Source organism: Pseudomonas sp. RT6P73 (genome assembly GCF_054897715.1).
Map to the genome: position 1 here is coordinate 5,273,667 of NZ_JBUBUV010000002.1, position 23,346 is coordinate 5,297,012.

21 protein-coding genes are annotated in these 23,346 nt (G+C 59.1%); 11 read left to right on the plus strand and 10 right to left on the minus strand.

The window, feature by feature from the left end; genetic code table 11:
• Positions 1-15: 15 nt before the first annotated feature.
• Positions 16-2,466 carry a glycogen/starch/alpha-glucan phosphorylase gene (locus tag ACYZT6_RS24375; RefSeq protein WP_462028959.1) on the minus strand — a complete coding sequence of 817 codons (2,451 nt, stop codon included), beginning with the start codon at positions 2,464-2,466 and terminating at the stop codon, positions 16-18.
• Positions 2,467-2,726: 260 nt separating this feature from the next.
• Between ACYZT6_RS24375 and ACYZT6_RS24380 the strand changes: the two genes are divergently transcribed.
• A complete protein-coding gene (locus tag ACYZT6_RS24380; protein WP_462030006.1) occupies positions 2,727-3,167 on the plus strand; it encodes a YkgJ family cysteine cluster protein in 441 nt (146 codons plus the stop codon).
• 188 nt (positions 3,168-3,355) lie between these two features.
• On the opposite strand, the gene typA is transcribed toward ACYZT6_RS24380, so the two are convergent.
• Both typA and thiI read right to left on the minus strand, forming a co-directional pair.
• The gene (typA, locus tag ACYZT6_RS24385) at positions 3,356-5,176 is read right to left on the minus strand and encodes a translational GTPase TypA (RefSeq protein WP_438658870.1); all 1,821 of its coding nucleotides are present in this window, start codon (positions 5,174-5,176) and stop codon (positions 3,356-3,358) included.
• Positions 5,177-5,315: 139 nt separating this feature from the next.
• Positions 5,316-6,770 carry a tRNA uracil 4-sulfurtransferase ThiI gene (gene thiI, locus ACYZT6_RS24390; RefSeq protein WP_462028960.1) on the minus strand — a complete coding sequence of 485 codons (1,455 nt, stop codon included), beginning with the start codon at positions 6,768-6,770 and terminating at the stop codon, positions 5,316-5,318.
• Positions 6,771-7,100: 330 nt separating this feature from the next.
• On the opposite strand from thiI, the gene glnA reads away from it, so the two are divergent.
• The 5 genes from glnA (at position 7,101) to ntrC (ending at position 12,680) form a co-directional block, all read left to right on the plus strand.
• On the plus strand, positions 7,101-8,507 hold the full coding sequence (glnA, locus tag ACYZT6_RS24395) for a glutamate--ammonia ligase (RefSeq protein ID WP_438658868.1): 1,407 nt from the start codon (positions 7,101-7,103) through the stop codon (positions 8,505-8,507).
• A 297-nt stretch (positions 8,508-8,804) separates the two neighbouring features.
• Entirely contained in the window at positions 8,805-9,314 is a 510-nt protein-coding gene (locus ACYZT6_RS24400) for a DUF4124 domain-containing protein (protein ID WP_462028961.1), read from the plus strand.
• Positions 9,311-9,931 carry a DUF4124 domain-containing protein gene (locus ACYZT6_RS24405; RefSeq protein ID WP_462028962.1) on the plus strand — a complete coding sequence of 207 codons (621 nt, stop codon included), beginning with the start codon at positions 9,311-9,313 and terminating at the stop codon, positions 9,929-9,931. The genes ACYZT6_RS24400 and ACYZT6_RS24405 overlap by 4 nt, the downstream gene beginning before the upstream one ends.
• Before the next feature lie 230 nt (positions 9,932-10,161).
• Positions 10,162-11,247: a nitrogen regulation protein NR(II) gene (gene glnL, locus ACYZT6_RS24410; protein ID WP_109627482.1), complete on the plus strand. Its 1,086-nt coding sequence runs from the start codon at positions 10,162-10,164 to the stop codon at positions 11,245-11,247.
• On the plus strand, positions 11,244-12,680 hold the full coding sequence (gene ntrC / locus ACYZT6_RS24415) for a nitrogen regulation protein NR(I) (protein WP_010464563.1): 1,437 nt from the start codon (positions 11,244-11,246) through the stop codon (positions 12,678-12,680). The genes glnL and ntrC overlap by 4 nt, the downstream gene beginning before the upstream one ends.
• 543 nt (positions 12,681-13,223) lie before the next feature.
• Here the strand turns inward: ntrC and ACYZT6_RS24420 are convergent.
• Positions 13,224-13,664, minus strand: coding sequence for a hypothetical protein (locus tag ACYZT6_RS24420; protein ID WP_462028963.1), 441 nt, complete (start codon positions 13,662-13,664; stop codon positions 13,224-13,226).
• Here ACYZT6_RS24420 and ACYZT6_RS24425 point away from each other — a divergent pair.
• Positions 13,663-14,118, plus strand: coding sequence for a tRNA (cytidine(34)-2'-O)-methyltransferase (locus ACYZT6_RS24425; RefSeq protein ID WP_007949025.1), 456 nt, complete (start codon positions 13,663-13,665; stop codon positions 14,116-14,118). The genes ACYZT6_RS24420 and ACYZT6_RS24425 overlap by 2 nt on opposite strands.
• 132 nt (positions 14,119-14,250) lie before the next feature.
• Here the strand turns inward: ACYZT6_RS24425 and secB are convergent, their stop codons facing one another.
• Genes secB through ACYZT6_RS24440 form a run of 3 tightly spaced genes read right to left on the minus strand, consistent with a single transcriptional unit; the run spans position 14,251 to position 15,453 of the window.
• Positions 14,251-14,742 carry a protein-export chaperone SecB gene (gene secB / locus ACYZT6_RS24430; protein ID WP_462028964.1) on the minus strand — a complete coding sequence of 164 codons (492 nt, stop codon included), beginning with the start codon at positions 14,740-14,742 and terminating at the stop codon, positions 14,251-14,253.
• A 41-nt stretch (positions 14,743-14,783) separates the two neighbouring features.
• Positions 14,784-15,038 (minus strand): glutaredoxin 3, encoded by a 255-nt coding sequence (grxC, locus tag ACYZT6_RS24435; RefSeq protein ID WP_214380251.1) that lies wholly within the window; start codon positions 15,036-15,038, stop codon positions 14,784-14,786.
• A gap of 1 nt (position 15,039) precedes the next feature.
• Positions 15,040-15,453, minus strand: a complete 414-nt coding sequence (locus tag ACYZT6_RS24440; protein WP_462028965.1) for a rhodanese-like domain-containing protein — start codon at positions 15,451-15,453, stop codon at positions 15,040-15,042.
• 154 nt (positions 15,454-15,607) lie between these two features.
• Between ACYZT6_RS24440 and gpmI the strand changes: the two genes are divergently transcribed.
• From gpmI to ACYZT6_RS24460, 4 genes are all read left to right on the plus strand, one after another.
• Complete coding sequence (gene gpmI / locus ACYZT6_RS24445; RefSeq protein ID WP_462028966.1) at positions 15,608-17,137, plus strand: 2,3-bisphosphoglycerate-independent phosphoglycerate mutase; 1,530 nt, start codon at positions 15,608-15,610, stop codon at positions 17,135-17,137.
• 252 nt (positions 17,138-17,389) lie between these two features.
• The gene (locus ACYZT6_RS24450; protein WP_462028967.1) at positions 17,390-18,685 is read left to right on the plus strand and encodes a murein hydrolase activator EnvC family protein; all 1,296 of its coding nucleotides are present in this window, start codon (positions 17,390-17,392) and stop codon (positions 18,683-18,685) included.
• A 34-nt stretch (positions 18,686-18,719) separates the two neighbouring features.
• Entirely contained in the window at positions 18,720-20,039 is a 1,320-nt protein-coding gene (locus ACYZT6_RS24455) for a S41 family peptidase (protein ID WP_462028968.1), read from the plus strand.
• Position 20,040: 1 nt separating this feature from the next.
• On the plus strand, positions 20,041-20,808 hold the full coding sequence (locus ACYZT6_RS24460) for a divergent polysaccharide deacetylase family protein (RefSeq protein WP_462028969.1): 768 nt from the start codon (positions 20,041-20,043) through the stop codon (positions 20,806-20,808).
• A 59-nt stretch (positions 20,809-20,867) separates the two neighbouring features.
• Here the strand turns inward: ACYZT6_RS24460 and ACYZT6_RS24465 are convergent, their stop codons facing one another.
• From ACYZT6_RS24465 to hisA, 3 genes are all read right to left on the minus strand, one after another.
• Complete coding sequence (locus tag ACYZT6_RS24465) at positions 20,868-21,623, minus strand: substrate-binding periplasmic protein (protein ID WP_462028970.1); 756 nt, start codon at positions 21,621-21,623, stop codon at positions 20,868-20,870.
• 78 nt (positions 21,624-21,701) lie between these two features.
• Positions 21,702-22,472: an imidazole glycerol phosphate synthase subunit HisF gene (hisF, locus tag ACYZT6_RS24470; protein ID WP_007972752.1), complete on the minus strand. Its 771-nt coding sequence runs from the start codon at positions 22,470-22,472 to the stop codon at positions 21,702-21,704.
• A gap of 119 nt (positions 22,473-22,591) precedes the next feature.
• On the minus strand, positions 22,592-23,341 hold the full coding sequence (gene hisA, locus ACYZT6_RS24475) for a 1-(5-phosphoribosyl)-5-[(5-phosphoribosylamino)methylideneamino]imidazole-4-carboxamide isomerase (RefSeq protein WP_090176772.1): 750 nt from the start codon (positions 23,339-23,341) through the stop codon (positions 22,592-22,594).
• Between the last annotated feature and the right edge of the window lie 5 nt (positions 23,342-23,346).

Here is a 23,346-nt window from a genome sequence, read left to right on the forward strand (position 1 = left end):
ATTTGTCGCTAAAAGTTACTCCAACGCCTTCCAAATCTCCGTGGCGTACTCGCGAATGGTCCGGTCGGACGAGAACCAGCCCATCCGGGAGGTGCTCAACACCGCCGACCGCCACCAGGCTTCAGAATCGTGCCAATGGGCTTCCACGCGCATCTGCGCATCCCAGTAGGAATCGAAATCGGCGCAGACCAGGAAGCGGTCGTAGTCGATCAACGAATCGATCAAACCTGCGTAACGGGACGGATCATCCGGCGAGAACACCCCGCCACGAATCGCTTGCAGCACGTCGTTAAGTCGATGGGACGCGGCAATGTCCGGCGTCGCGTTGAACTCATGGTTCTGCTTGCGCGCTTCAACCTGCTGAGCGCTGAGGCCGAAGATGAACATGTGCTCGACACCGATGCGTTCACACATTTCGACGTTGGCACCGTCCAGCGTACCGATGGTCAGCGCGCCGTTGAGGCCGAACTTCATGTTGCTGGTGCCCGAGGCCTCGAAGCCTGCGGTGGAAATCTGCTCCGACAAATCCGCCGCCGGAATGATGCTCTCCGCCAGGCTGACGTTGTAGTTGGGCAGGAACACCACTTTGAGCAGGCCGCGCACCGTCGGGTCGTTGTTCACCACCCGGGCGATGTCGTTGGTCAACTTGATGATCAACTTGGCCTGGTGATAACTGGCTGCGGCCTTGCCGGCGAAGATTTTCACCCGCGGCACCCAATCGATTTCCGGCTCGGCACGAATCGCCTGGTACAGCGCCACGGTGTGCATCAGGTTGAGCAACTGGCGTTTGTATTCGTGGATCCGTTTGACCTGCACGTCGAACATCGCCGCCGGATTGACCGCGATCCCCAATCGCTCATGAATCAGGTAGGCCAAGGCTTTTTTGCTGTGCAGACGTTGCTCGGCGAAGGCTTTGCGGAAAGCGCTTTTCTCGGCGAAGGGCTCCAGTTCCAGCAGGCGTTCTTCTGCGTTGTCCAACAGATCCGGGCCGAGGGCATCGACCATCATCGACGTCAGTTCAGGGTTGGCCTGGTAGAGCCAGCGGCGGAAGGTGATGCCGTTGGTCTTGTTGTTGATCCGCTCCGGGTAGAGCTTGTGCAGTTCGGAGAACACGGTTTTGCGCATCAGCTGCGTGTGTAGCGCGGACACGCCGTTGACGCTGTGGGAACCGAGGAACGCCAGGTTGCCCATGCGCACGCGGCGGCCGTTGTCTTCTTCGATCAGCGACACCGCACGCAGCACGTCGAAGTCGTGAATGCCTTTGGCGCGCAACGAATCGATGTGCTGGGCGTTGATCAGGTAAATGATCTGCATGTGCCGCGGCAACATCCGCTCCATCAAACCGACTGGCCAGGTTTCCAGCGCTTCCGGCAACAGCGTGTGGTTGGTGTACGAAAGCGTATCGACCGTGACCTGCCACGCGGCGTCCCACGCCACGTCGTAGACATCGACGAGTTGACGCATCAGCTCGGCCACGGCAATCGAAGGGTGCGTGTCGTTGAGCTGGATCGCCGCGTGGTCACCCAGGGTCAGGACCGAGGTGTGCATGTTGCGATGGCGGCGCAGCAGATCCTGCAAGGACGCGGCGACGAAGAAGTACTCCTGGCGCAGGCGCAATTCCTGACCGGCTTCGGTGCTGTCCGCCGGGTAGAGCACCCGGGAGATACTTTCCGCCCGGGCGACTTCGGCCACAGCGCCCAAGTGGTCACCGGCGTTGAAGCGTTCCAGGTGCAAATCTTCCATGGCACGGGCACGCCACAGGCGCAGCGTATTGACGCTCGCCCCGCGCCAGCCGACCACTGGCGTGTCGTAAGCAATGGCCCGCACGGTTTCCGCCGGGGACCAGACTTGCTTGGACTTGCCGTTCTCATCGGTCACGGTTTCGACACTGCCGCCGAAGCCGATCGGGTAAACGACTTCAGGCCGTTCAAATTCCCAGGGGTTGCCGAAATCCAGCCAGTGTTCGGTCTGCTCCTGCTGCCAGCCGTCGACGATGGCCTGGCGGAACAAGCCGTGTTCATAACGAATGCCGTAGCCGTGACCAGCGATGCCGAGGGTCGACATGCTTTCCATGAAGCACGCCGCCAGACGACCGAGGCCGCCGTTGCCCAGGGCCGCGTCGGGCTCCAGCAGGCGGATGCGTTCCAGGTCGACGCCGAGTTCAGTCAGGGCCTCGCGGGCGACGTCGAGCAGGCCGAGGTTGCTCAGGCTGTCGTAGAGCAGCCGGCCGATGAGAAATTCCAGGGAGAGGTAATAAACCCGTTTCTGACCTTTGCGGTAAATCTGCCGGGTGTGATCCATCCAGTGCTCGACCATGTGATCGCGCGCTGCCAGGGCGATGGCTTCGAACCAGTCGTGGTCGAAGGCGTGATCCGGGTCTTTGCCCACCGCGTAGGTGAGTTTGGTCAAGACGGCATCGCGAAATGCGGCCACCTCTGCTTCGCGAACAAGTGGTTCTTGAGTCATCGATAGGACCTCGAGCGAGCGTTGAGTTGTCTGAGCCTAGACGGTCTGACAGGCGGTCGGGGCTCTGGTTCGGCAGTTTTTCCTGATAGTGCGAGATAGGCCGGCATTACATTGTCGTGTACCTGAATCAATGCAGGGGCCGTGCCGGATTAACGGTGTTATTTGGGTGACGGAGAAAAAATCTGGCGAAAGGTTGTTCAAAAATCCACCAGTCCCGGTATGATCGCGCGCCCTGATGCACACGCTGGTAACAACCGATGATGAAGTCCAACCTGATCGCTGCCGCAGAGATCGATCGCCTCGATACCTGGGCCAAGTATTCTGCGCCGATGTGCGGCTCATGTGTATCCAGCTGCTGCACCCTGCCGGTCGAGGTCAAGATCAAGGATCTGATCCGTATCGGCATCGTCGACGAGTTCGAGCGCGGCGATCCTGCGAAGAACATCGCCAAGCGACTGCAGAAGGAAGGGATCGTCGAGCGCTACAGCCAGAAAACCGAGATCTTCACCCTCCAGCGCATGAGCAACAACGATTGCCTGTACCTGGATCGTAAGAGCCGTCTGTGCACTATTTATGAAAAGCGCCCGGACACCTGCCGCAATCACCCGAAAATCGGGCCACGGCCGGGGTATTGCGCTTACAAGCCCAAAGAAGTGGCGCGCGAGACCAGCGAAAGCCGCCGCACCCTCGAAAAATTCTGATCCGCAATCTCGCTGCCTGATAGATCGCTTTCGCGGGCAAGCCTCGCTCCTACAGTTTTTGTAGATCCGTAGGAGCGAGGCTTGCCCGCGAAGGGGCCGGCACAAACACCGCACAATCCCCAGACAAACAAAAACGCCCCCGACCTTGCGGTCGGGGGCGTTTTTTTAGCTGCTAACTAAGTCGAGACTCAGTTACCGCTTTTCTTGGCAGCGCGGGTACGCTCGCTTTCGCCCAGGATCTTCTTGCGAAGACGGATGGACTTAGGAGTGACTTCGCACAATTCGTCTTCTTGAACGAATTCCAGAGCTTGTTCCAGGGTGAAACGGATAGGCGGAACCAGAGCGATGGTTTCGTCTTTACCCGAAGCACGCATGTTGTCGAGCTTCTTGCCTTTGGTTGGGTTGACGCCCAGGTCGTTGTCGCGGCTGTTGATGCCGACGATTTGACCTTCGTACACGTCTTCGCCGTGACCCAGGAACAGTTTGCCGCGAGCTTGCAGGGTTTCCAGCGAGTAAGTCAGAGCCTTACCGGTAGCAACCGAAACCAGCACGCCGTTCTGACGGCCGGACATGTCGCCGGACTTCATCACGTCGTAACGGTCGAAGATCGAGGTCAGGATGCCTGCACCGGAGGTCAGGGTCAGGAACTCGTTACGGAAACCGATCAAGCCACGAGCCGGGATGTTGTACTCAAGGCGCACACGGCCCTTGCCATCCGGAACCATGTTGGTCAGGTCGCCCTTACGGATACCGATCTGTTCCATGATCGAACCTTGCGATTCTTCTGGCAGGTCGATGGTCACGTTTTCGTACGGTTCGTGCTTCACGCCGTCAACCATACGGATGATCACTTCCGGACGACCAACACCCATTTCGAAGCCTTCGCGACGCATGGTTTCGATCAGTACCGAGAGGTGCAGCTCACCACGGCCGGAGACTTTGAACTTGTCGGCGGTGTCGCCTTCTTCAACGCGCAGGGCAACGTTGTAGAGCAGTTCTTTGTCCAGACGTTCCTTGATGTTACGGGACGTCACGAACTTGCCTTCTTTACCGCAGAAAGGCGAGTCGTTTACCTGGAAGGTCATGGAAACGGTTGGTTCGTCAACGGTCAGCGGCTTCATCGCTTCGACGTTCAGTGGGTCGCACAGAGTGTCGGAGATGAACAGCTGGTCGAAGCCGCTGATGCAGACGATGTCGCCGGCAGCTGCTTCTTCAACGTCGATACGGTGCAGACCGTGGTGACCCATCAGCTTCAGGATACGACCGGTACGCTTCTTGCCGTCGGCGTCGATAGCGACAACCGGAGTGTTCGGCTTGATGCGGCCACGAGCGATACGGCCAACGCCGATAACACCCAGGAAGCTGTTGTAGTCCAGAGCGGAGATCTGCATCTGGAACGGACCGTCACGGTCGACTTTCGGCGCAGGTACGTTGTCGACGATCGACTGGTACAGCGGGGTCATGTCTTCAGCCATGTCGGTGTGTTCCAGACCGGCAATGCCGTTCAGGGCCGAGGCGTAGACCACTTTGAAGTCCAGCTGTTCTTCGGTAGCACCGAGGTTGTCGAACAGGTCGAAGATCTGGTCCAGAACCCAGTCCGGACGCGCGCCTGGACGGTCAACCTTGTTGATGACCACGATTGGACGCAGGCCGGCTTCGAAAGCCTTCTTGGTCACGAAACGGGTTTGCGGCATAGGGCCGTCTTGAGCGTCAACCAGCAGCAGAACGGAGTCAACCATCGACATTACGCGTTCAACTTCGCCGCCGAAGTCGGCGTGGCCCGGGGTGTCCACGATGTTGATGTGGAAGCCGTTCCAGTTGATGGCGGTGTTTTTCGCCAGAATGGTAATACCGCGCTCTTTCTCCTGGTCGTTGGAGTCCATCACGCGCTCGTCGTTGAGCTCGTTGCGCTCCAGGGTGCCGGATTGACGCAAGAGTTTGTCTACCAGGGTGGTCTTACCATGGTCAACGTGAGCAATGATGGCGATGTTGCGTAGATTTTCGATCACTTGTGTATCTCGATCAGAGGATTCGGTGTGCTGACAGGTCGTGGCAGCGATTAACAGTAGAGTCAGGCCTTGCCGTTACGGCTTGACGGCAGAGTCGGGGGGCCGGTGACGCAGGCCACAGGCAAACAGCCCCGGGCTCTTAGCTCGGTCGATAAACGCGCACATTGGCATGCCCCTCACTGAGCAAATGGTGGGCATGCAGGCGACTCATCACGCCTTTGTCGCAATACAGCAGGTACTGGCGAGTAGGGTCCAGTTCCTTGAAACGAGCGTTCAATGCATAAAACGGCATCGTTTTTATGTCGATGCCAGCCAAGTCCAGCGGGTCGTCTTCAGCGGCATCCGGGTGACGGATGTCGATGACGATCTGACCGGCCAGCGCTTCGCTGACTTCTTCAATCTGCACATCCTGGCCCAATTCGTCGATCACGCGATCGATCGGCACCAGTTTGGCGTTCTCGAGCGCACGCTCAAGTACTGCCATGTCGAACTGTTGTTCTTCGTACTCCACGCGCGGTCGCTTGGCGTGAGTCTTGGGGTTCACCGAGATGACCCCGCAGTATTCCGGCATGTGCTTGGCGAAGTCGGCAGTACCGATTTCGTTGGCCAGGTCGATGATGTCCTGCTTGTGACTGGCGATCAGCGGACGCAAGACCAGCTTGTCGGTCACGCAGTCGATCACGGACAGGTTCGGCAGTGTCTGGCTCGACACCTGGGAAATCGCCTCGCCGGTAACCAGCGCGTCGATGTCCAGCCGATCGGCAATACGGGAAGCAGCGCGCAACATCATACGCTTCAAAACTACACCCATATGACTGTTATCGACTTTCCCGAGAATTTCTCCCAGTACTTCCTCGAACGGCACACTCACAAATAACACGCGTTGGGAGCTGCCGTACTTCTTCCAGATGAAGTGCGCGACTTCCATGACGCCCAGTTCATGGGCCCGTCCACCCAGATTGAAGAAGCAGAAATGGCTCATCAGGCCACGGCGCATGATCTGGTAAGACGCAACGGTCGAATCGAAACCGCCGGACATCAGCACAAGCGTCTGTTCCAGGGCACCCAGCGGATATCCGCCAATGCTGTTGTGCTGGTTGTGGATCACAAACAACCGTTTGTCGCGAATTTCGATGCGAACTTCGATTTCCGGCTCTTTCAGCGAGATTCCGGCGGCGCCGCACTGACGACGCAGTTGGCTGCCGACGTATTTTTCGACATCCATCGAACTGAATTCATGCTTGCCGGCCCGCTTGCAGCGCACCGAAAAGATCTTCCCGGCCAGCGCATCACCGAAGTGCTGCTTGCACTTGGCGACGATGTCGTCGAAGTCGCCCAGCGGGTATTCGTCGACTTGCAGGAAATGCGCGATGCCTGGCATGCAGCTCAGGCGCTCGGTCATCTCCTTCAGGGCTTTGGGCTCGCTGACGCGTGTTTCCAGCTCGAGATTGTCCCACACACCGTTCACCACCACAGCCGGGTCCAGGTCGCGGAGCACGGTACGGATGTTTTTGGCCAACTGGCGGATGAAACGCATCCGTACCGGGCGGCTCTTGATGGTGATCTCGGGGAAGACTTTTACGATAAGTTTCATGAAAACAGCGCGCGCTGGGCCAGCCGAAAAAGGGGGGCGCGGATTATAGCGGAAATTGCTCAAGGTTTAACCAGTTAATGTGCAGAAGGTTTTGCTCGCACCAAAACGGGTCATTTACTGATTTTAACGCTACATTGTAGGGCGAGATTTTCAGCTCGCAGACGCTTTGTGCCTTTATAAGCGTGATATTGGGGCAAAAAACCCATGGTGGGGCACTGGCATGCAATTTGCTCCCTTGTGAGGCAGGTTGCCTTGGCAGAGTATTCGCGCCGGCATCACCCACATTCTAAGGGCATCCACTACTAAGCCCGAAGCCACCCGGAGGACACTATGTCGAAGTCGGTTCAACTCATCAAAGATCATGACGTCAAGTGGATTGATCTGCGCTTCACGGACACCAAAGGCACTCAGCACCACGTGACCATGCCGGCTCGCGACGCGCTGGATGAAGCTTTCTTCGAAGAAGGCAAAATGTTCGACGGTTCCTCCATCGCTGGCTGGAAAGGCATCGAAGCCTCCGACATGATCCTGCTGCCGGACGACAGCACTGCCGTTCTCGACCCGTTCACCGAAGACCCAACGCTGATCATCGTGTGCGACGTCATCGAGCCGTCGACCATGCAAGGCTACGATCGCGACCCACGTGCGATCGCCAAGCGTGCCGAGGAATACCTGAAGTCGACCGGTATCGGCGACACCGTATTCGTTGGCCCGGAGCCTGAGTTCTTCATCTTCGATCAAGTGAAGTTCAAGTCCGACATCTCCGGTTCGATGTTCAAGATCTTCTCCGAACAAGGTTCGTGGATGTCCGACCAGGACATCGAAAGCGGTAACCATGGCCACCGCCCAGGTATCAAAGGCGGTTACTTCCCGGTTCCACCGTTCGACCACGACCACGAAATCCGTACCTCCATGTGCAACGCCATGGAAGAAATGGGCCTGGTCATCGAAGTTCACCACCACGAAGTGGCAACTGCCGGTCAGAACGAAATCGGTGTGAAGTTCAACACCCTGGTCGCCAAGGCTGACGAAGTTCAGACCCTGAAGTACTGCGTGCACAACGTTGCTGTCGCTTACGGCCGCACCGCTACCTTCATGCCTAAGCCTCTGTACGGCGATAACGGTTCGGGTATGCACGTTCACTTGTCCATCGCCAAAGATGGCAAGAACACCTTCGCTGGCGAAGGCTATGCCGGCCTGTCCGACACCGCCCTGTACTTCATCGGCGGCATCATCAAGCACGGTAAGGCACTGAACGGCTTCACCAACCCGTCGACCAACTCCTACAAGCGTCTGGTCCCAGGTTTCGAAGCTCCGGTAATGCTGGCCTACTCGGCTCGCAACCGTTCCGCTTCGATCCGTATTCCTTACGTGTCCAGCCCTCGCGCTCGCCGTATCGAAGCCCGCTTCCCGGATCCAGCAGCCAACCCGTACCTGGCCTTCGCTGCCCTGGTAATGGCTGGCCTGGACGGCATCCAGAACAAGATCCACCCTGGCGACGCCGCTGACAAAAACCTGTATGACCTGCCGCCTGAAGAGGCGAAAGAGATCCCACAAGTTTGCGGCAGCCTGAAAGAAGCCCTGGAAGAGCTGGACAAAGGTCGTGCGTTCCTGACCAAAGGCGGCGTGTTCTCCGATGACTTCATCGACGCTTACATCGCTCTGAAAAGCGAAGAAGAAATCAAGGTACGCACCTTCGTACACCCACTGGAATATGAGCTGTACTACAGCTGCTGATCCGGTAGCGCTGCGGCACGCAGCGTGACAAAAAGAGGCCTCCTTCGGGAGGTCTTTTTTATGCCCGCAATTTAGCGGTCAATGAAGAAACCTGTGGGAGCGGGCTTGCCCGCGATGGCGTCGGCACATCCGATATTAATGACTCAGACAGTCCGTCATCGCGGGCAAGCCCGCTCCCACAGGGTTTTTTGGTGTTTGAGGGATTTCAGCAATTCATGCCCAAATGTTAACGAGCTGGGTCAATCGCCACCCCCTGACCTATGCTGCAACCCAACGCTTTCGTTTCTGGTCGATTTTATGGGTCGTGGTTTTCTTTTGATGTTGCTGCTGATCGCCCTGCCCGCCGCAGCGCAGATCTATAAGTACACCGACGCCTCTGGCAACACCGCCTACAGCAATCGACCACCCGATGGCGTCAAGGCTCAGTCGGTCGAGTTGCCACCGCTTAACAGCGTTGAGCGCCAGGCGCCTCCTGCCCCGCCTGCCGAAGCCACTAACAGCGAACAGCCCCGCAGCGCCTACGAGGTGCTGGAGTTGACCGGTTTACCCACCGACGAAGCCCTGCGCGCCAACAACGGCACGTTCACGGTCAGCGTCATGATCAAACCGCGCCTTCAAGCGCCGCACCGGTTCAGGTTGCTGCTGGATGATCAACCCTACGGGCAGTCGAGCAACGTACCGATCCTGCAGCTAGTCAACATCGACCGTGGCGAACACAGCCTGGCGGTACAGGTGATCGATGGCGAGAACCTCGTTCAGCAGAGCCCGACGGTGACGTTCACCGTGCAACGGGTGCACAAGCCATGAGGTTGTGGCTGTTGATCGCGTGCCTGATCGCGCTGCCGGTAACGGCCGATGTCTTCACCTACGTCGACGCTCACGGCAACCGGGTCTACACCGACCAGCCAGGCTCGGGAAACGCCAAGCGTGTACCGCTGGCGACGAGCAATCGCATGTCCGCCAACCCCACCGGGGCGGCGCCGGTGCTTACTAAGCAAAAAACCGAAGATAAACCCTTGTTCCACTACGACATGCTCCGTGTGCTGGTCCCGGAACCAGACGCTACGGTCCGTAGCAACGCCGGCGAATTGATCGTCAGTGTCACCAATGAACCCGGCCTGCAACGAGGCCATCGCTACCGATTGCTGCTCGACGGCCAACCAACTGCCGAGCCCGGCCTCAGCCCGGTCTTTGCCCTGAGCAACATCGACCGTGGCAGCCACAACCTGTCCGTGGAAATCCTCGACGAACGAGGCCGCACCGTCGAACGCACGGCCAATCAACCCTTCCAGATGCTGCGCATTTCCCTCGCGCAGAAACGCAAGGTCAAACCTTGCGTCCTGACCGACTACGGCCAACGGCCGGAATGTCCGCTCAAAGACAAACCTGAAGAAGAAAAAAATCCGTTCCTGCGCTTCTTCTAACCTTGCTCAGGTTTGCGCACTATATTGGTGCGATAGACTGCACCGTTCCCACATCTCAACCCATTTTGGTTCGAAAGTACCCGCGAAAGCTGGCAGAACGCCACGCAAACGAGCGTCAAACGCCCGTTTCAGGCCTTAAACGCTTCTTTTCGGAGCCTTGGTTTGGTTTTTGCATTTTCCTCGTATCAGCGCTTGTTTCTTGCGCACGCCCCGCTCCAAAAGAGGTCCTGATGACCATTAGCGACGCACTACACCGCTTGCTACTCGACAATCTGACCACCGCCACCATTCTGCTCGACGCCGAACTGCGCCTCGAGTACATGAACCCGGCGGCGGAGATGCTCCTGGCCATTAGCGGTCAGCGCAGCCATGGGCAGTTCATCAGCGAGTTGTTCACCGAATCCACCGAAGCGCTGAATTCTCTGCGCCAGGCGGTTGAGCAGGCCCACCCGTTCACCAAGCGCGAAGCGATGCTCACCGCCCTCACCGGCCAGACGCTGACCGTCGACTACGCGGTAACACCGATCCTGGCCAACGGCGCCACGATGCTGCTGCTGGAAGTCCATCCCCGCGACCGCTTGCTGCGGATCACCAAGGAAGAGGCGCAGCTGTCGAAGCAGGAAACCAGCAAAATGCTGGTGCGCGGCCTCGCTCACGAGATCAAGAATCCGCTGGGCGGGATTCGCGGCGCCGCACAACTGCTCGCCCGTGAACTTCCGGAAGAAAGCCTGCGCGATTACACCAACGTCATCATTGAAGAAGCCGACCGCCTGCGAAACCTCGTGGACCGCATGCTCGGCTCCAACAAATTGCCGTCACTGGCCATGTGCAACATTCACGAAGTACTGGAACGCGTCTGTCACCTGGTGGAAGCGGAAAGTCAGGGCTGCATCACTTTGGTGCGCGACTACGATCCAAGCATTCCTGACGTGTTGATCGACCGCGAACAAATGATTCAGGCGGTGCTGAACATCGTGCGCAACGCGATGCAAGCCATCAGCAGCCAGAACGAGCTGCGCCTGGGCCGCATCAGCCTGCGTACCCGCGCCATGCGCCAGTTCACCATCGGCCACGTGCGTCATCGCCTGGTGACCAAGATCGAAATCATCGACAACGGTCCTGGCATTCCTGCGGACCTGCAAGAAACCATCTTCTTTCCCATGGTCAGCGGCCGTCCGGACGGTACCGGGCTGGGCCTGGCCATTACCCAGAACATCATCAGCCAGCACCAGGGTTTGATCGAATGTGACAGCCACCCAGGCCACACCACTTTCTCGATCTTCCTGCCCCTGGAACAAGGAGCCACATCGACATGAGCCGTAGTGAAACCGTGTGGATCGTCGATGACGACCGTTCTATCCGTTGGGTCCTGGAAAAAGCCTTGCAGCAGGAAGGCATGACCACGCAAAGCTTCGACAGCGCCGATGGCGTGATGAGCCGCCTGGCGCGCCAGCAGCCGGACGTGATCATCTCTGACATCCGCATGCCGGGTGCCAGCGGTCTGGACCTTCTGGCGCGGATTCGCGAGCAACACCCACGGCTGCCAGTGATTATCATGACTGCGCACTCCGATCTGGACAGCGCTGTCGCGTCCTATCAGGGCGGCGCGTTTGAGTACCTGCCAAAACCGTTCGACGTCGATGAAGCGGTGTCGCTGGTCAAGCGCGCCAACCAGCACGCTCAGGAACAGCAAGGCCTGGAAGTCCCGGTTGCCTTGACCCGTACCCCGGAAATCATCGGCGAAGCGCCGGCGATGCAGGAAGTGTTTCGCGCCATCGGGCGCTTGAGCCACTCCAACATCACCGTGCTGATCAATGGCGAGTCCGGTACCGGCAAAGAATTGGTGGCCCACGCCCTGCACCGTCACAGTCCACGGGCAGCGTCGCCATTCATCGCGCTGAACATGGCGGCGATTCCGAAAGACCTGATGGAATCCGAGCTGTTCGGCCATGAGAAAGGCGCATTCACCGGCGCGGCCAACCTGCGTCGCGGGCGCTTTGAGCAGGCGGACGGCGGCACGCTGTTCCTCGATGAAATCGGCGACATGCCGGCAGACACCCAGACTCGCTTGCTGCGCGTACTGGCCGACGGCGAGTTCTACCGCGTTGGCGGTCATACGCCGGTGAAGGTTGATGTGCGCATCATCGCTGCGACCCACCAGAACCTGGAAACCCTGGTGCACGCCGGGAAATTCCGTGAAGACTTGTTTCACCGCCTCAACGTGATCCGCATCCACATTCCACGGCTGTCGGACCGTCGCGAAGACATCCCGACCCTGGCCAAGCACTTCCTCAGCCGCGCTGCGCAAGAACTGGCGGTGGAACCGAAGCTGCTGAAAAGCGAAACCGAGGAATACCTGAAAAACCTGCCGTGGGGCGGCAACGTGCGTCAGCTGGAGAACACCTGCCGCTGGATCACGGTGATGGCTTCGGGACGCGAAGTGCACATCAGCGACCTGCCGCCAGAGCTGTTGAGCCTGCCGCAGGATTCGGCGCCGGTGACCAACTGGGAGCAAGCGTTGCGCCAGTGGGCTGATCAGGCGCTGGCTCGCGGTCAGTCGAGCCTGCTCGACAGCGCCGTACCGGCCTTCGAGCGGATCATGATCGAGACCGCCCTGAAACACACCGCGGGGCGTCGTCGCGATGCTGCGGTTTTGCTGGGCTGGGGGCGTAACACCCTGACGCGCAAGATCAAGGAATTGGGGATGAAGGTTGATGGTGGGGATGATGATGAAGGGGAAGAGGGTTAAACAGCGCCTTTAAATCATCGCCGTTCGATAGATCCATTCGCGGGCAAGCCTCGCTCCTACAGGATTGGCGCCATTTCAAAATTGGCGCAGATCCTGTAGGAGCGAGGCTTGCCCGCGAAGCTTTTAGGGCCTTAGTGCACCGCCGCAATGCACCGTGAACCGCAATCGCGCACGGCAACAGATCCGAAATCCCGCCTGCGTTCGCAATCGAACCCCTATTGAAAAAACACGAAAGCCCCGGAATACGGGGCTTTCGACGTTTCAGCGCGACATTCTGTTTCAACTTGTTAAAACCTGGCACGCCCCCTGCAATAGTCCATTCAGTGATTCAGTTCACTATCCGGTTTCGGGGACCTTGGTACAGGCAGGCCGGGGATTCCCCTCTTTACATCGGGCTCACACCGCACAGGCGACGAGCCCAACCCGTTTTGGGGCCCTTGATACAGGCAGGTCAGGGGTTCCTTCTTTACACCGGGCTCGACGCAATGCGCGAGCCCTGCCGTTTTGGGAACCTTGGTACAGGCAGGCCGGGGATTCCCTCTTTTATTGCTCCCGGAGATGGATCTCCAGCCGCCAGCGGTCATCGACCTCGCTACCGGTCCACTCGCCCTGCAGTGGCCGGGCCGCCACTACCGTCAGCAACAACCCTCCATCACTCAAGCGCGTCCGCCAGTTCACGACCTTGTCGTTGAGCTTGAGCTGACCTTTCTGCGCCTTGCCTTGCGCTTCGAACAGCAACGCGAGGCTGCCGTCGACGAACTCGCCATGGGTCTTGGGTTCGTTGTTGAACCACACCACCAGCCCATCGTCCGTCACCTCGACCTGCTGCAATTCGCTGGGGTCAGGCGTGGTCAGGCGACCGATCATCAGCCCCACCATCAGTCCGACAATCGCCAGCGAACCCATTACACGCGGTAATAGTTTCGAACGTGGATCGACGGGCGGCGTAGAATGCCCGCCATCATTACCTTCGGAGCCGTGCATGTTTCACGTCATCCTCTTCCAACCAGAAATTCCGCCGAATACCGGCAACGTTATCAGGCTGTGCGCCAACAGTGGCTGCCACCTGCATTTGATCGAACCGCTGGGCTTCGAGATGGACGACAAGCGCCTGCGCCGGGCCGGCCTCGACTACCACGAGTATGCCACCCTGCAACGCCACGCGGACCTCGCCAGTTGCCTGGAAAGCCTCGGTCATCCACGGCTGTTCGCCTTTACCACCAAGGGCTCGCGACCGTTCCACGATGCCAGTTTTGCCGAAGGCGATGCGTTCCTGTTCGGCCCGGAAAGCCGTGGCTTGCCCGCCGAAGTGCTCGATGCACTGCCCGGCGAACAACGCCTGCGCTTGCCGATGCGTGAGGGATGCCGCAGCCTGAACCTGTCGAACACCGTGGCGGTCGCCGTCTACGAAGGCTGGCGCCAGCTCGGGTTCAAGTAACACCGCATAACAAATGTGGGAGCGAGCCTGCTCGCGATAGCGGTGTGTCAGACAACATTAATGTCGACTGACACACCGCTATCGCGAGCAGGCTCGCTCCCACATTGATATTGCTTTGCTGCTTGAGATCGCTTACTGAACGGTCGGGGTCTCGCCAGCCGCCTGCATGCGTTGCAGTTCTTGTGCGTACAGCGCGTCGAAGTTCACCGGAGCCAGCATCAGGGCCGGGAACGAGCCGCGGGTCACCAGGCTGTCCAGGGTTTCGCGAGCGTACGGGAACAGGATGTTCGGGCAGAACGCGCCGAGGGTGTGACTCATCGAAGCGTCGTCCAGGTTCTTGATCAGGAAGATCCCGGCCTGTTGCACTTCAGCGATGAACGCCACTTCGCCGTTATCACCGTTTTTCACAGTGACGGACAAGGTCAGCACGACTTCGTGGAAGTCGCCTTCCAGGGCCTTTTGACGAGTGTTCAGATCCAGACCGACGCTCGGTTCCCACTGCTGGCGGAAGATCGCCGGGCTTTTCGGGGCTTCGAACGACAAGTCACGTACGTAGATGCGCTGCAAGGAGAATTGCGGTGCGGTGTCTTCTTCGCTAGCTGCAGTGTTCTGTTGGTCAGTCATCTCAGATCCTTTCTGATCTTGGGGTCTTATAGGGAAGGCGTTCAGGCCTTGAGCATGGCGTCGAGCTTGCCGGCACGCTCAAGGGCAAACAAATCATCACAGCCACCGATGTGGCGCTCGCCGATCCAGATCTGCGGCACGGACGTACGTCCGGCCTTCTGGGCCATGGCGGCCCGCACCTGCGGCTTGCCATCGACCTTGATCTCTTCGAAGGCCACGCCTTTGTTCTCGAGCAGTTGCTTGGCCCGGGAACAATAACCGCAGTAATCGCTGGAATAGACGACGACGTTGCTCATATCACTTCACCAGCGGCAGATTATCGCCTTTCCAGCTGGAGATACCGCCGGAGAGCTTGGCGGCGGTGAAGCCGGATTTCATCAGTTCGCGGGCATGGGTGCCGGCGGTCTGGCCCATGGCATCGACCAGAATGATGGTCTTGGCCTTGTGCTTTTCCAGTTCGCCGACGCGAGCAGTCAGTTTGTCGTGGGGAATATTCAACGCGCCAACAATGTGACCGGCGGCGAAATCCTTGACCGGACGAATGTCGATCACAACGCCCGCGTCCTTGTTGACCAGCCCGGTCAGTTCACCGGTGCTCAGGCTGCGGCCGCCGCCTTGCATCTGATAAGCGATCAGCAACGCCAGCAGTACGACGAAGATACCGACGAGCAGATAGTGGTTAGTGGCGAATTGAATCAGGTTAGCAACCATCGAAGGAGGTTCCAGGGCGTTAAAATGTCGGCCAGTATACACAGCCACTATGGTGGGCCAAACCCCGTCCGGCGGTGACGCCGTCGGAACTTAGCTTTAAACTGCCACTCCCTTTTTCATTGCCCCTCTTTTCATTCAGCCACGAGCGGAATCCATGACTACCACGCCTAAACCTTTGGTCCTGATTATTCTCGACGGCTTCGGTCACAGTGAGAGCCCTGAATCCAACGCCGTGTTTGCGGCGAAGAAGCCCGTACTGGACCGCTTGTGGGCCACTGTGCCGAACGGCCTGATCTCGGGCAGCGGCATGGATGTTGGCCTGCCGGACGGCCAGATGGGCAACTCCGAAGTCGGACACATGAACTTGGGCGCCGGTCGCGTGGTGTATCAAGACTTTACTCGCGTGACCAAATCGATCCGCGACGGCGAATTTTTCGAGAACCCGACCATCTGCGCTGCGGTGGATAAAGCCGTTGCTGCCGGCAAAGCCGTGCACTTTATGGGCCTGCTGTCCGATGGCGGTGTTCACAGTCACCAGGATCACCTGGTGGCCATGGCCGAACTGGCCTACAAGCGCGGCGCCGAAAAAATCTACCTGCACGCCTTCCTTGATGGCCGCGACACGCCACCGAAAAGCGCCCAGTCGTCCATCGAACTGCTCGATGCGACCTTCCAGGCGTTGGGCAAAGGCCGGATCGCCAGCATTGTCGGCCGTTACTTCGCCATGGACCGCGACAACCGCTGGGACCGCGTGTCCCAGGCCTACAACCTGATTGTCGACGGCAACGGAGAATTCAACGCCGCCACCGCGCAGGAAGGCCTGCAAGCCGCTTACGAGCGTGGCGAGAGCGACGAATTCGTCAAAGCCACCTCCATCGGCGAGCCGGTGAAAGTCGAAGACGGCGACGCCGTGGTCTTCATGAACTTCCGCGCCGACCGCGCCCGTGAGTTGACCCGTGTGTTCGTCGAAGACGGCTTCAAGGAATTCGAGCGTGCGCGCCAGCCGAAACTGGCCGGCTTCGTCATGCTGACCCAATACGCCGCCAGCATTCCCGCGCCATCGGCCTTTGCCGCCGGCAGCCTGGACAACGTGCTGGGCGATTACCTGGCGAAAAACGGCAAGACGCAGCTGCGCATCGCTGAAACCGAAAAATACGCCCACGTGACCTTCTTCTTCTCCGGCGGTCGCGAAGAACCGTTCCCGGGCGAAGAGCGCATCCTGATCCCGTCGCCGAAAGTCGCCACCTATGACTTGCAGCCCGAGATGAGTGCCCCGGAAGTCACCGACCGCATCGTCGACGCCATTGAAAACCAGCGTTACGACGTGATCGTGGTCAACTACGCCAACGGCGACATGGTCGGCCACAGCGGTGTGTTTGATGCGGCGGTGAAAGCCGTTGAATGCCTGGACCTGTGCGTTGGCCGCATCGTTGATGCGCTGGACAAGGTCGGTGGTGAAGCGCTGATCACGGCTGACCACGGTAACGTCGAGCAAATGTCCGATGAATCCACTGGCCAGGCTCACACCGCTCACACGACCGAGCCGGTGCCGTTCATTTATGTCGGCAAGCGTGACCTGAAGGTGCGCGATGGCGGCGTGCTGGCGGATGTGGCGCCGACCATGCTGATGTTGCTGGGGATGGAAAAACCGTCTGAAATGACCGGTACTTCGATTCTGGTGTAACCGGTCTCTCTAAAAACCACATAACCCTGTGGGAGCGGGCTTGCCCGCGATAGCAATCTGACTGCCAACTAATATGTTGAATGTCAGGACGTCATCGCGGGCAAGCCCGCTCCCACAGTGGTTTCTGGTGGTTTTAAAAATTAATTACACCCACTTGCCAGCCCGGTGATCACACAACCCCAATTGGGCGTTTTTTTTGCGGCGCTTGGCGGGCATACTAGGCCGTCCCTTTCCCTGGTGTCGCCCGCCTCTATGCTTCGCGTCCTGATAGCCCTTGCTCTGACTTGCCTGCTCCAACCGGCCTTCGCTGACGAGCGCGCGCAAACCCAACAACAGTTGGACGCTACGCGTCAGGACATTGCCGAGCTGAAAAAACTGCTGGGCAAGCTGCAAGAAGAAAAATCCGGTGTGCAGAAAGACCTCAAAGGCACCGAGACCGAGATGGGCAAGCTCGAGAAGCAGGTCGAGGCCCTGCAAAAAGAGCTGAAGAAAAGCGAATCCGAGCTGCAGCGACTCGATGGTGAGAAAAAAAAACTCCAGAGCGCGCGCACTGAACAGCAACGACTGATCGCCATTCAGGCCCGTGCGGCCTACCAGAACGGCCGGCAGGAGTACCTGAAGCTGCTGCTGAACCAGCAAAATCCGGAAAAATTCGCCCGCACCCTCACCTATTACGACTACCTGAGCCAGGCCCGCCTGGAGCAGCTGAAGAATTTCAACGAAACCCTGCGCCAACTGGCCAATGTCGAAAAAGACATCGGCTTGCAGCAAGCGCAATTGCTGGTGCAGAAAAGCAGCCTCGACAGCCAGCGCGACGAACTCGACAAGGTTCGCAAGGAGCGTCAGCAAGTCCTGGCCAAGCTGAGCGACGACGTGAAGGCTCGCGATCAGAAGCTGGCCGCCCGCGAGCAGGATCAGGCAGACCTGTCTAAAGTCCTTAAAACCATCGAAGAAACCCTGGCCCGCCAGGCTCGAGAGGCTGAAGAAGCGCGACAAAAAGCGCTCATCGCCCAGCAGGAAGCCGAAAAAAAGCGTTTACGTGAGGCTCAGGAACAGGCCGATGCCACGACTGATGCCCCACGCAAACCCGTTAAATCGACACCCGGGGTGCTGGTTTCAAGTTCAGGCGAGACCTTCGGCGGTGCTTTTGCTTCAACTCGCGGCAAACTTCCATGGCCCGTCGATGGTCGACTGCTTGCGCGCTTCGGTGAATCCCGTGGCGACGATACCCGTACCAAGTGGGACGGCGTGATGATCAGCGCCTCCGCCGGCAGCCAGGTTCACGCCGTGCATGGCGGTCGCGTGGTGTTCGCCGACTGGTTGCGTGGCGCCGGTCTGCTGGTGATTCTCGACCACGGCAACGGTTTTTTGAGTCTTTATGGTCACAACCAGACGCTGCTCAAGTCTGCGGGTGACGTGGTAAAAGCCGGTGAGTCCATCTCCACTGTCGGTAGCAGTGGCGGGCAGGACACACCAGCGCTGTATTTCGCTATTCGTCGGCAGGGTCACCCGAGTGATCCGGCGCAATGGTGCCGCGCGCAAGGATAGGCGTTGAGTCACCTACATTAGGAGTTCGTTCGACATGCTGCATTTGTCCCGCCTTACCTCGCTGGCCCTGACGATCGCCCTGGTGATCGGCGCGCCGCTGGCGTTCGCCGCGCAACCTGCCCCGGCTGTCGCACCTGCGGGCACTGCTGCGACCACCAAGGCGCCGTTGCCTCTGGAAGAGTTGCGCACCTTTGCCGAGGTCATGGATCGGATCAAGGCAGCCTATGTCGAGCCGGTGGACGACAAGACCCTGCTGGAAAATGCCATCAAAGGCATGCTCAGCAACCTTGATCCGCACTCCGCCTACCTGGGCCCGGAAGATTTCGCTGAGCTGCAGGAAAGCACCAGCGGCGAATTCGGCGGCCTGGGCATCGAAGTCGGCGCGGAAGACGGTTTCATCAAAGTGGTTTCGCCCATCGATGACACTCCGGCGTCCAAGGCTGGTATTCAGGCGGGCGATTTCATCGTCAAGATCAACGGCCAGCCGACTCGCGGCCAGAGCATGACTGAAGCCGTGGACAAGATGCGCGGCAAGATCGGTCAGAAAATCACCCTGACCCTGGTGCGCGACGGCGGTACGCCGTTCGACGTGACCCTGTCCCGCGCGATCATTCAAGTGAAGAGTGTGAAGGCACAGTTGCTTGAGTCGGGCTACGGCTACATCCGCATCACCCAGTTCCAGGTCAAGACCGGCGAGGAAGTCTCCAAGGCCTTGGCCAAACTGCGCAAGGACAACGGCAAGAAGCTCAACGGCATCATTCTCGACCTGCGCAACAACCCGGGTGGCGTGCTGCAATCGGCAGTGGAAGTGGTCGACCACTTCATCACCAAGGGCCTGATCGTTTACACCAAGGGCCGCATCGCCAACTCCGAGCTGCGTTTCTCCGCCACCGGCAAAGACGAAAGCGAAGCCGTGCCGATGGTTGCCCTGATCAACGGCGGCAGCGCCTCGGCTTCGGAAATTGTCGCCGGTGCCCTGCAGGATCAAAAACGCGCAGTGGTCATGGGCACCACCAGTTTCGGCAAAGGCTCGGTACAAACCGTGCTGCCGCTGAACAACGAACGCGCATTGAAGATCACCACGGCGCTGTACTACACGCCGAACGGCCGTTCAATCCAGGCCCAGGGCATCGTCCCGGACATCGAAGTGCGCAAGGCCAAGATCACCAACGAACAGGATGGCGAGTATTTCAAGGAAGCCGATCTGCAGGGTCACTTGGGCAATGGCAACGGCGGCGCCGACAAACCGACCGGTTCCAGCGGCAAAGCCAAGGCAATGCCACAGGATGACGATTACCAACTGGCCCAGGCCCTGAGCCTGCTCAAAGGGTTGAGCATCACCTCCGGCCGCTGAGGTGCGCCTGCGCTTCTTGATCGGCCTGCTGTGCTGTCTGGCGGGTGTTGCTCATGCAGCGCCCGCCCCTCAAAAGGCCTACATCACTCTGATCATTGATGACCTGGGGCAGAACCTGCCCCGGGATCGTCGCGTGCTGGCCCTGCCCGGCCCGGTGACCGCGGCGATCATGCCCGACACGCCCCACGCCACCGAATTCGCCCGCGAGGCTCACCGCGCCGGCAAGATCGTCATCCTGCACATGCCCATGGACCCGGCCACCGGACCGTTTGCCTGGCACCCCGACTTACCCATCGACGAACTTGAGAAACGCCTGAACGCGGCGCTCAAGGTCGTGCCCTATACCGCTGGCATCAACAACCACATGGGTAGCCGCATGACGGCACAGCGACCGGCCATGGCCTGGCTGATGGCGGACTTGCAGCGACGGCACAAGCTCTTCGTCGACAGCCGCACCAGCGCGCAGACGGTTGCGGCGGCCGAGGCGCAGAAGATCGGGTTGGCGAGCGTTTCGCGGGATGTGTTTCTGGATGATGAGCGTACTGAAGCGGCGATTTTCACGCAGCTACAGACGGCGATCAGCTTGGCGAGAAAGCAGGGCTCGGCGGTGATGATCGGGCATCCGTATCCGCAGACATTGGCGGTGCTGGAGCGGGAGTTGCCCAAGCTCAAGGCTCAGGGGATTGAGTGGATCGACATCAAACAGATGATCAGCGTGCGCAGCAATCGCGCGACGGTCGCTCATGGCAAGGATGGAGTTTATCGCTGAACCAGATCGTTCCCACGCTCTGCGTGGGAACGATCACACACACGATTCGGTGTCAGGTATCAGAGATACCGCGCCATGATGTCGTCCACCACGCCTTCCTTGCGCAGCTGATCCAGCGCGGCCTGGAGCTTGACCACCACTTCATCCGGTACATCTTTATTCAACGCCAGATAGAGCTCGGCGCTGTTGAAGCGCAGTACCGTCTTGAGGCCGTTAACGCCCTCTTGCCGCGCCAGATAACGCCCGGCCGGATCTCCCGTGGCCCACAGATCAATCTGACCGCTGACCAGCTTCTTCGCATTGTCCTGATCACGCAGCACAACAATCGGCTTCAACCCCTGCTTGGCCAGCGTCTCGGCAATCGCATCGCCCTTGTACGCACCGATCTTGTATTTGCGCGCCTGTTCCAGCGACTCAATGCTGATCTTGCTGTCCGCCTTGGCCAGCATGATCCAGTCATCCGGACCGATCGGGCCGACCCACTTGAACAGCTTCTCGCGGTCCGGCAACCGCGCCATCACGAATACGCCGTAACCGGGTTTCTCAAGGGCGAGTTTGTAGATTCGCTCCCAAGGGAAGCGCAGCGTCAGGCTGTAGGTGACGTCGGCACGTTTGAACATCTCGCGGACGATGTCCACGGCGATGCCGTTGATGTTCTCGTCCTGAGCGAAGTTCTTGCCGTTCTTCGCCATGTTGTATGGCGGGAAGTTTTCCGTCAGCAACACCAGGTCGGTGTCGGGACTTTCTTCAGCGTGGACTCCATTGATGAGCAACAGAGAAGCGCTGGCGAGGACAAGAAGAAGGCGTTTGATCATGTCGGGCTACCGAAATCCATGGCGTGCCCAAGAGTGCCTTGAGCCCGCCATGCTGTCCACTGGCCTGCATGGATTTGTTTAGCGCATTACGATCCCGCGATGCGCCATGTAAGCCTTGGCTTCCTGCACGGTGTACTCGCCGAAGTGGAAAATACTCGCCGCCAACACTGCGCTGGCGTGGCCTTCGATGATGCCGTCGGCCAGATGCTGCAGGTTGCCTACGCCGCCGGAGGCAATCACCGGGATCCCCAGTGCATCGCTGATGGCGCGCGTGACGCCCAGGTCGAAGCCGTTTTTCATACCGTCCTGGTCCATGCTGGTCAGCAGGATTTCACCGGCGCCGAGACCTTCCATTTTCTTCGCCCACTCAACGGCGTCGAGACCGGTGGGTTTGCGACCGCCGTGGGTGAAGATTTCCCAGCGCGGGGTTTCGCCCGGGCCGGAGACTTTCTTCGCGTCGATGGCAACGACGATGCACTGCGAACCGAAATGCTGAGCCGCTTCGCCGACAAACTCCGGATTGAACACCGCTGCGGTGTTGATCGAGACCTTGTCCGCGCCGGCATTCAGCAGGTTGCGTATGTCCTGCACGGTGCGCACGCCGCCACCCACGGTCAGCGGGATAAACACCTGGCTGGCCATGCGCTCGACGGTATGCAGCGTGGTGTCGCGACCGTCGACGCTGGCGGTGATGTCGAGAAAGGTAATCTCGTCGGCGCCTTGTTCGTCGTAGCGACGGGCGATTTCCACCGGGTCGCCGGCATCACGAATGTTCTCGAACTTCACACCTTTGACGACCCGACCGTTGTCCACGTCCAGGCAAGGGATGATGCGTTTGGCCAGAGCCATGCTTAATCTCCGATTAAGAGTTGCAAGCTTCAAGCTACAAGCTGCAAGAAAGAGCGGATCGCGGTCGCGCTTCTAACTTGCAGCTTGAAGCTTACAGCTTGAAGCTTACAGCTTGAAGCTTACAGCTTGGAGCTGGTCGCGTAGCTATCACAAAAAGCCTGAGCTTCTGCCACATCCAGCGTGCCTTCGTAGATCGCCCGGCCGGTGATCGCGCCGATGATGCCTGGCGCCTTGGCGTCGAGCAGCGACTTGATGTCACCGAGGTTGTGAATACCGCCAGAAGCGATGACCGGAATGCGCGTGGCAGCGGCCAGTGCAGCGGTGAACGGTACGTTGCAGCCCTGCATCATGCCGTCTTTGGCGATGTCGGTATAAACGATCGCGGACACGCCGTCGGCTTCGAATTGCTTGGCCAGGTCGATCACCTGGATGGTGCTGATCTCAGCCCAGCCGTCGGTGGCGACGAAACCGTCTTTGGCGTCCAGACCGACGATCACTTTGCCCGGGAACGCGCGGCAGGCTTCAGCGACGAAGGCCGGATCTTTCACAGCCTTGGTGCCGATGATCACGTAGCTCACGCCCGCTTTCACGTAGTGCTCAATGGTTTCCAGGGAACGGATACCGCCGCCGATCTGAATCGGCAGGTTCGGGTAGCGCTTGGCGATGGCGGTAACCACTTCGCCGTTGACCGGCTGGCCTTCGAAAGCGCCGTTCAGATCGACCAGATGCAGGCGACGGCAACCGCCCTCCACCCACTTGGCAGCCATGCTCACCGGGTCATCGGAGAACACCGTGGAATCTTCCATGCGGCCCTGGCGCAGACGAACACAGGCACCGTCTTTGAGATCGATAGCGGGAATAATCAGCATGCTTT

Excerpts from the sequence above, each read along its gene's own strand:
- ACYZT6_RS24375 (WP_462028959.1), bottom strand. The coding sequence starts at position 2,466 with ATGACTCAAGAACCACTTGTTCGCGAAGCAGAGGTGGCCGCATTTCGC.
- ACYZT6_RS24380 (WP_462030006.1), top strand. The coding sequence starts at position 2,727 with ATGAAGTCCAACCTGATCGCTGCCGCAGAGATCGATCGCCTCGATACC.
- thiI (WP_462028960.1), bottom strand. The coding sequence starts at position 6,770 with ATGAAACTTATCGTAAAAGTCTTCCCCGAGATCACCATCAAGAGCCGC.
- glnA (WP_438658868.1), top strand. The coding sequence starts at position 7,101 with ATGTCGAAGTCGGTTCAACTCATCAAAGATCATGACGTCAAGTGGATT.
- ACYZT6_RS24400 (WP_462028961.1), top strand. The coding sequence starts at position 8,805 with ATGGGTCGTGGTTTTCTTTTGATGTTGCTGCTGATCGCCCTGCCCGCC.
- ACYZT6_RS24405 (WP_462028962.1), top strand. The coding sequence starts at position 9,311 with ATGAGGTTGTGGCTGTTGATCGCGTGCCTGATCGCGCTGCCGGTAACG.
- glnL (WP_109627482.1), top strand. The coding sequence starts at position 10,162 with ATGACCATTAGCGACGCACTACACCGCTTGCTACTCGACAATCTGACC.
- ntrC (WP_010464563.1), top strand. The coding sequence starts at position 11,244 with ATGAGCCGTAGTGAAACCGTGTGGATCGTCGATGACGACCGTTCTATC.
- ACYZT6_RS24425 (WP_007949025.1), top strand. The coding sequence starts at position 13,663 with ATGTTTCACGTCATCCTCTTCCAACCAGAAATTCCGCCGAATACCGGC.
- ACYZT6_RS24420 (WP_462028963.1), bottom strand. The coding sequence starts at position 13,664 with ATGCACGGCTCCGAAGGTAATGATGGCGGGCATTCTACGCCGCCCGTC.
- secB (WP_462028964.1), bottom strand. The coding sequence starts at position 14,742 with ATGACTGACCAACAGAACACTGCAGCTAGCGAAGAAGACACCGCACCG.
- grxC (WP_214380251.1), bottom strand. The coding sequence starts at position 15,038 with ATGAGCAACGTCGTCGTCTATTCCAGCGATTACTGCGGTTATTGTTCC.
- ACYZT6_RS24440 (WP_462028965.1), bottom strand. The coding sequence starts at position 15,453 with ATGGTTGCTAACCTGATTCAATTCGCCACTAACCACTATCTGCTCGTC.
- gpmI (WP_462028966.1), top strand. The coding sequence starts at position 15,608 with ATGACTACCACGCCTAAACCTTTGGTCCTGATTATTCTCGACGGCTTC.
- ACYZT6_RS24450 (WP_462028967.1), top strand. The coding sequence starts at position 17,390 with ATGCTTCGCGTCCTGATAGCCCTTGCTCTGACTTGCCTGCTCCAACCG.
- ACYZT6_RS24455 (WP_462028968.1), top strand. The coding sequence starts at position 18,720 with ATGCTGCATTTGTCCCGCCTTACCTCGCTGGCCCTGACGATCGCCCTG.
- ACYZT6_RS24465 (WP_462028970.1), bottom strand. The coding sequence starts at position 21,623 with ATGATCAAACGCCTTCTTCTTGTCCTCGCCAGCGCTTCTCTGTTGCTC.
- hisF (WP_007972752.1), bottom strand. The coding sequence starts at position 22,472 with ATGGCTCTGGCCAAACGCATCATCCCTTGCCTGGACGTGGACAACGGT.
- hisA (WP_090176772.1), bottom strand. The coding sequence starts at position 23,341 with ATGCTGATTATTCCCGCTATCGATCTCAAAGACGGTGCCTGTGTTCGT.